The organism is Candidatus Agathobaculum pullicola, assembly GCF_052117205.1.
Lineage (GTDB): Bacteria > Bacillota > Clostridia > Oscillospirales > Butyricicoccaceae > Agathobaculum > Agathobaculum pullicola.
On sequence record NZ_JBQKJP010000075.1, the window covers coordinates 1 to 6638 of the forward strand.

Here is a 6638-nt window from a genome sequence, read left to right on the forward strand (position 1 = left end):
CTTTTTCGCCACGCTCAAGAAAGAGAAGATCTATCAGATCGCGGCGTACAAGCTGCCGAGAGAACAAGTCAAAACGATCATTTTTCGCTATATTTTTATCTACTACAACCGTGTCAGGGTCTATACACGCAACCCGCTTGGGCTGCCGCCTGTGAAGTACCGGGAGTGGATGCGGGCGCAGCAGGCAGCCTGACCGGTGCTGCCGCAGTTTTCCTGCGTTCCGCTACGCTCCACTTCGGAAAACTGCGCTGTATTACCATGCTTTTCAGATTTTGGGTGTTTCCAGACTGCACATTTCTTGACATTTCCAGAAAACGGCTTGAAAAACAGCCTATTTCCACGCTCTCGGAATTGTGGTAGAATGAAAAAGGAATATGTAGCAGGGGGTGGAAATGAAATGTATAACCTAAATTGGTCAAGAAGTGACCTCACCCGGCAAAAGCTGGGGACGTTCTGTGAATACTACGCAAAAATGTCATTAGCCTCTTATGGAGTGAGCATTTATACTTCCGAGGTTGATGACCATGGAATAGATTTTATTGCAGAAAGCAAGAGAGGATTTTTGAAGTTTCAAGTTAAAGCCATTCGCAAAGGAACAGGCTATGTTTTTATGCGGGAGGAATATTTTGATATTTCAGACCAATCACTTTACTTGTTCTTGCTTTTGCTAAATGATGGCGAACACCCCATAGAATATTTAATTCCTGCGACCACATGGGATAACGACAGTAGTAATATTTTTGTTTACCATTCATACAAGGGCAAAAAATCGAAACCAGAATATGGCCTAAATATTTCTGCCAAGAACATTCCGCGGCTCGAAAGATTTAAGTTAGAAAATATGATAACGGCAATATAATGAGGAACAAAAGATGGCTTTAACCATTCAAGAGCGCCTAAAAGACCTGCGTGTGGAGCGTGGATTGACACTGGAACAGCTTGCAGAGCAGACACACCTCTCCAAGTCTGCGCTGGGCAGTTATGAAGCGGACGAGTATAAGGACATCAGCCACTATGCCCTTATCAAGTTGGCGAAGTTTTACGGTGTGACTGCCGATTATCTGCTGGGATTGACCGAAACAAAAAATCACCCAAACGCCGATCTTGCAGACCTGCATTTGAGTGACGAATTGATTGACCTGTTGAAAAACGGGCGGATAGACACAGCTCTGTTTTGTGAGTTAGCCACACACAAAGATTTTGTGAAACTGCTGGCGGACATTGAAATCTATGTGAACGGTATCGCCACCGGGCAAATCCAAAATCTGAACGCATGGGTTGATGTGGCAAGGGCGGAAATCATGGAGAAATACCAGCCGGGGGAGCATGATAAGACCGCCTATCTGCTGAACGCAATCCATGTGCAGGAGGGCGAGTATTTCAGCCGCCGGGTACATGACGATATAGATGGTATCATGGAGGACATAAAGGAAGCCCACAAGGGGCGGGCAGAGAGTGCGCCGGAAAAATCTGTTGCCGCCGAACTGAAAAAAGATTTGGATGAGGTGGCAAACTTCAAGGGGAGCCGTTTGGAACAATGGCTGCTGATTTATTGCAAACAAAACCGACTGCCCTATAATCGTTTGACCGAAGAAGAAAAGCAATGGCTGATACGGATAGGTTCAAAGTCAGATTTTATGAAGTCACATATTTCAAAAAGAGGTAAAAAGAGATAGGGCAAACTATCTGAAAATTATCACACGTTCCCATACTGTTGTCGCCATAATAGTGTACAATAGAAGTAGGTGGTGAAATAAATGCAGAATTATGATATTTTAGCGTATGGATTGACGAATAGGGAAATGGGTCAGCTTCAAAAAATTATCCCACAAAATTCTTCTGCATTTATCACGGAATGTTCCACCGACTTAATTGCCACTCCCGTTAGTGGAATTATAGTAAGGTTTAGCAAACTGTCGGGCGGCGAACGAAACATGCTTCTTGATTATTATTCTGAAATTGGAGATTTTTCCGAGGCAGTAATTCTAATAGGAGAAATTTCCCTGCCACCCAATTTACGTCGTAAGATCAATGTATTTTCCAGCTTTGAATTGATGCAGCAACAAATCAAATTTATACTTATGGACGCATATCGCAAACAAAAAAAGTATAAAAATTTCAGTATCATTGTGGCGAACACTCTATTTGTACTAAGTGCTATTAAAAAAACACCTGGTATCTCAACAAGAGAATTAGCTGAAAAATTAGAGGTATCAGAACGCTCTGTGCAACGATACATTGAAACACTTCGGATTGCAGGAGAATGGATTGAGTATGACACAGCATTAAAAGGCTGGAAATTGAGCGTTGGCAAATCGGTTCTATGGGATGATTTCTAAAAATGCGGGAGGATTTAGAATGGAACGTACAGAGAAATATATAAGCGATATTGAATTGCTATTTCAAGAATGGAAAAACAAAGCACCTTCTGATGATATTAACCACAGTAAAAATGTGTTCATTCGAGACGGTATTGTTTGCCCGGAGCAGTGGTTTTCCCAAAAAGTGCGCCCCTTGTTTCTGCTCAAAGAAGCATATCACGGAACAGGCGACTGGGATTTAATAAAGGATCATTTGCTAACCAAAGAAAAAATGGGAAAGCACATTACATGGAAAAGGGTATCTCAATGGACGCAAGGACTACTACATACATCAACCACCTATTTATGCCCGTTTAGAGACGAAGCGGCTATGCACTATTTTGGAAATGAGCAGCTCCGCCAGATTGCCGTTGTCAATGTGAAGAAGAGTGACGGAGCGAAAGACTCCGAGAAAGACAATATTTTGCAATATGCACAATACGATTGCACAGAATTACGTCATGAAATCGAACTGATTGACCCAACTATTATTGTGTGCGGATATACCATAACATCTCTCAATATCATTTTGGGGTATAACATCAAAGATAAACAAAACTCTAACCTTTACTATTTCACACGGCTGAATGGTCACGATGTCATTGTGCTGGACTATTATCATCCGTCAAATCGTTATCCAGATATAATGAATTATTATGGGCTGATTGGAAGTTATCAGCAAGCACTTATATGTCAAGAAAAGGGTTGTGTGTAAAATGACTTGTATTAAAGCTGATATTCAAGTTCCATGTGAATTGGCTTATGGTGAGGTCTGGCACAGTGAAAATGGACTGATTAAAGTTTCGAAAGACGGATTGTGGGGCTTTATAAACGAAAAGGGAACCATTGCCATTCCTATTGAGTATGATACAGTATCTCAGTCCAATAATGGCCTGATATGTGTTGAGAAAAACGGATTGTATGGACTTCTTGATGTAAATGGAAATGCTCTCATTCCATGCATTTATGAAGAAGAATTTCATTTTCGCTCAAAGAATTTATGGGGTAAAAAAGACGGAAAATATTGCTTGCTAAATATAGCTGGAGCGCATATCTCCGAAGATTGGTTTGATGAAATATGGTGCGGCTATGACGATTTATGTGCTGTGAGGGTCGGCGGGAAATGGGGCGTTGTTTCCGAAATAACAGGTGAACTCCTTGTCGATATAAGTTATCAGCAAGCCTATCCTATTTATGGCAAGTTGATAAGAATAAAGCTACAAGGGAAATGGGGATTGTTGCACCACAGTGGGTATGAAATTTTACCACCTATTTACTCCGATATACGGGAAAGCAATACTGGGGTGATTTGCGTTAAGAAAGACGGCAAATGGGGGATTGTAAAACTATCCATGAAGGAGAAATAAGAAAATATCATGCGTGGAAGATAGCAAAGCCAGCCGAGCCAGTCAACGGTCAAGATGAACGGCGCATTTCATGCGCCGCCGTTGACAGTCCCGCCTATCTTTGCTAAAAGGTAATCAAGGCGGGAAAGCCGTAAAATGGCTTCCCCGTCCATTTCGATTTTGGGAAAAGAAACGCTCTAAAATCAGAACGGGTGCGGCCAAGCACTTTTAGGGATTGGCCGCCTTGTCTACCCATTCGGTAGTGTCAAGGATTTTTCGCAAATTGGTTTGCAGGCTCCGTGATAAATGAAGTCAGCCAGCAATGGAGGCGTCCTCAGCGGCAGACTCCAGGTGCTTCATGTTCATGTATTTCTTATTGCCCCACTGAGTGCCGGCTACATGGCGCAGCCGGGCACAAACCAGCATAAGGGCAGAGTTGCCGTCCGGGAAACTGCCCACCACACGGGTGCGGCGGCGGATCTCCCGGTTCAGCCTCTCAATGACATTGTTGGTGCGGATGCGAGTCCAGTGTTCGCTGGGAAAATCGCAGTAGGTCAGAGTCTCTTCTATACCGTCTTCTACCTTCTTGGCGGCCTCCTTTAGTTTCATGGAACAGAGTTCCTCCACCACAGCCTTAGCCTTTTCTCTGGCGGCTCTTTTGCTCTCCTGAGCGTGGATCGCCTTGAGCATCTTGGACACCAACTTCACCTTTGAGCGAGGTGTGACAGAGAACACATTGCGGTAAAAGTGGACGGTACACCGTTGGTATTTGGCCTCAGGAAACACCTCTCCCACGGCTTCCAGCATACCAAGACACTTGTCGCCAACGATGAGTTTCACGCCGTCCAGACCACGGCCACGCAGCCACTGGAAGAAGCTGATCCAGCTGGCCTTGTCTTCCTTCATACCCTCTGCGGCACCCAAAACCTCACGATATCCATCTTCATTGACCGCAATTGCCACAAGAATGGCTACATTTTCAAATTCTCCACCCCAATTGCGGCGCAGGTAGATCCCATCCACATAGACATACGGATACCGCCCGCCTTGCAGAGGACGGTTTCGCCAGTCTTCAATGTGGACATACGCTTTCTTGTTCAGCTCACTGATGGTGGAGGGAGAAACCTTGCTGCCCCAGAGGGCCTCGGTGATATCCTCCACACGCCGGACGGATACGCCAGCCAGGTACATCTCAATGAGGGCCTCTTCCACGCTGCTCTCCCGGCGGCGATACCGCTCAATAATGGCGGTCTCAAAGGAGATTCCCTTGAGCTTAGGTACCTTGAGAGTGACATCTCCGGAAGTGGTAGTGAGGTTGCGGCTGTAGTGGCCGCTGCGGTAGCCCTGGCGCTGCTCATTGCGCTCATACCGGGCAGCCTGGGTCAATTTCTGAGCCTCGGCTTCCAGCAGCTCATTGAGGGTTTCCTCTACGCTGCCTCTCACCAGTTCCTTGAGCTGCCCCTTGATAACTTCCTCGTTTAGCTGTACAATCTTCTCGGACATGGTTTGCTGTCTCCTTTCAGAATGGTGTGTCGCGACTTCATTCTACCAGAGATCTGCAAACCATGTCTCTTTTTATCTACTTTTCAATTTGCGAAACTTATTGTACCTTATCACCCATTCAGCGGGGCGGCGGGCGTTGGTCAAGGCCGGGTGTAACCCGTTCATTTCAACCTTGACGGTTGCCCGTTGTCCTGCTACTTTTCCGGGAGTGTGGACAACACTTCGGGACACTTTGTCCACAAGTTAGAGCGTAGGACGAGGGACGGGGGCTTTCATATACCTGCCGCCGTTCTCTGAAAACAGCCCGTTTTTTTGCTTATTCCCATTCGCAAAAATCCCGCCTGTTTTCCTGCCGGAGCAAACGGGGCGCAAGAAGCACCGCACCCCGTTTCCCCCGGCAGCCACGCCAGCAGGTATAACACATTACACTTTGCAAGCAAAGTCGCGTGCCAAAGGGGAAACCCCTTTGGAAACCCCGGACAACAAAACAGGCTGAATATCTCGCACTTTCCCGGTGCTTGATACTCAGCCTTTATTTGTTGTCAGCAGCCCGTTTCACGGTCTGCCTTTTGTGCCCTTGTCCATAATGTTTCCGTATACATCCCGACTTGCAGATAGTTGCGCCCGAATCGGCTCATATCCTTAACGACAACGCGCTTGATCTTGCCCGCCTTGATATCGGCAAGCATCCGCTGGAAACCGGGGCGGTTAAAGTTCGTCCCCGAATAGCCGTCATCTTCATCATAGTGCCGGATGGCGATATAGCCATGGTCGCGGCAATACTTTTCCAAAATCCGCTTTTGGTTGCTGATGCTGTTGCTCTCGCCGTCCAGTTTATCTTCTTGGGAAAGACGCTCGTAACATGCGGTAATGCCCTCGACTTCCTCTTGTGGCTGGCTGTGAATATAGAATTGCAGCACCGTGTTTTGGATGGCTGTCTTGGCTTGTTCGCTCAACGGTGCGTCGTTGGACACGCGCTGAAAGGGCGCAAGCGGCTGTTGGTGCATTGGATTGTCAAGGTTCATTGTAGTATTATTCTGCGCTGCATCATGTGCAGTGAATTTATCCGGCTGTTTCATGTTACCTCCCATCTGACAGACGGACAAACAGGTTATCTATAGTATACTATAAAACCCGCCGCCCGTCTGTAAGAGGATAATGTTTTATAGCTTCTGTTTTAGATCACTGCAAATGAGATGATGAATTTTAGCCATCACATCCTTGTGTGCGATAGCCATTGCCGATTTTGTAATTCTCCTGCCTTTGCTATAAGCTACAAAAGTAGCCTAAAAGGTAATACTGGCTTTTAGGCTACCTTGCCCGCTCAGGCGGGCGGGAAAGCTGGCGCTTACAACGGAACGGGGCGCGCGGCCTATGGCTCTCGCCTGCGGCCTGCGCTGCCCCTTGTCCGTTTGTGACGGGAAGCAAG

At 46.3% G+C, this 6638-nt stretch carries 7 protein-coding genes and 1 pseudogene; 6 read left to right on the forward strand and 2 right to left on the reverse strand.

The window, feature by feature from the left end; all coding sequences use genetic code 11:
• The 6 genes from ACTQ3V_RS15085 to ACTQ3V_RS15110 form a co-directional block, all read left to right on the forward strand.
• On the forward strand, positions 1-193 hold a 193-nt coding region (locus ACTQ3V_RS15085), incomplete at its 5' end, for an IS3 family transposase (protein WP_441468231.1).
• Positions 194-361: 168 nt separating this feature from the next.
• On the forward strand, positions 362-859 hold the full coding sequence (locus tag ACTQ3V_RS15090; protein WP_441465653.1) for a DUF4365 domain-containing protein: 498 nt from the start codon (positions 362-364) through the stop codon (positions 857-859).
• Between the two features lie 13 nt (positions 860-872).
• On the forward strand, positions 873-1676 hold the full coding sequence (locus tag ACTQ3V_RS15095; protein ID WP_441465654.1) for a helix-turn-helix domain-containing protein: 804 nt from the start codon (positions 873-875) through the stop codon (positions 1674-1676).
• Between the two features lie 81 nt (positions 1677-1757).
• Positions 1758-2339 (forward strand): HTH domain-containing protein, encoded by a 582-nt coding sequence (locus tag ACTQ3V_RS15100; RefSeq protein ID WP_441465655.1) that lies wholly within the window; start codon positions 1758-1760, stop codon positions 2337-2339.
• 19 nt (positions 2340-2358) lie between these two features.
• Positions 2359-3075 (forward strand): hypothetical protein, encoded by a 717-nt coding sequence (locus ACTQ3V_RS15105; RefSeq protein ID WP_441468232.1) that lies wholly within the window; start codon positions 2359-2361, stop codon positions 3073-3075.
• Position 3076: 1 nt separating this feature from the next.
• Positions 3077-3727 carry a WG repeat-containing protein gene (locus tag ACTQ3V_RS15110; protein ID WP_441468233.1) on the forward strand — a complete coding sequence of 217 codons (651 nt, stop codon included), beginning with the start codon at positions 3077-3079 and terminating at the stop codon, positions 3725-3727.
• Positions 3728-4018: 291 nt separating this feature from the next.
• On the opposite strand, the gene ACTQ3V_RS15115 is transcribed toward ACTQ3V_RS15110, so the two are convergent.
• Both ACTQ3V_RS15115 and ACTQ3V_RS15120 read right to left on the reverse strand, forming a co-directional pair.
• Positions 4019-5209 (reverse strand): IS256 family transposase, encoded by a 1191-nt coding sequence (locus ACTQ3V_RS15115; protein ID WP_441468234.1) that lies wholly within the window; start codon positions 5207-5209, stop codon positions 4019-4021.
• A 581-nt stretch (positions 5210-5790) separates the two neighbouring features.
• A pseudogene (locus ACTQ3V_RS15120) lies at positions 5791-6114 on the reverse strand (recombinase family protein); the annotation flags it as partial.
• Positions 6115-6638: the final 524 nt, after the last annotated feature.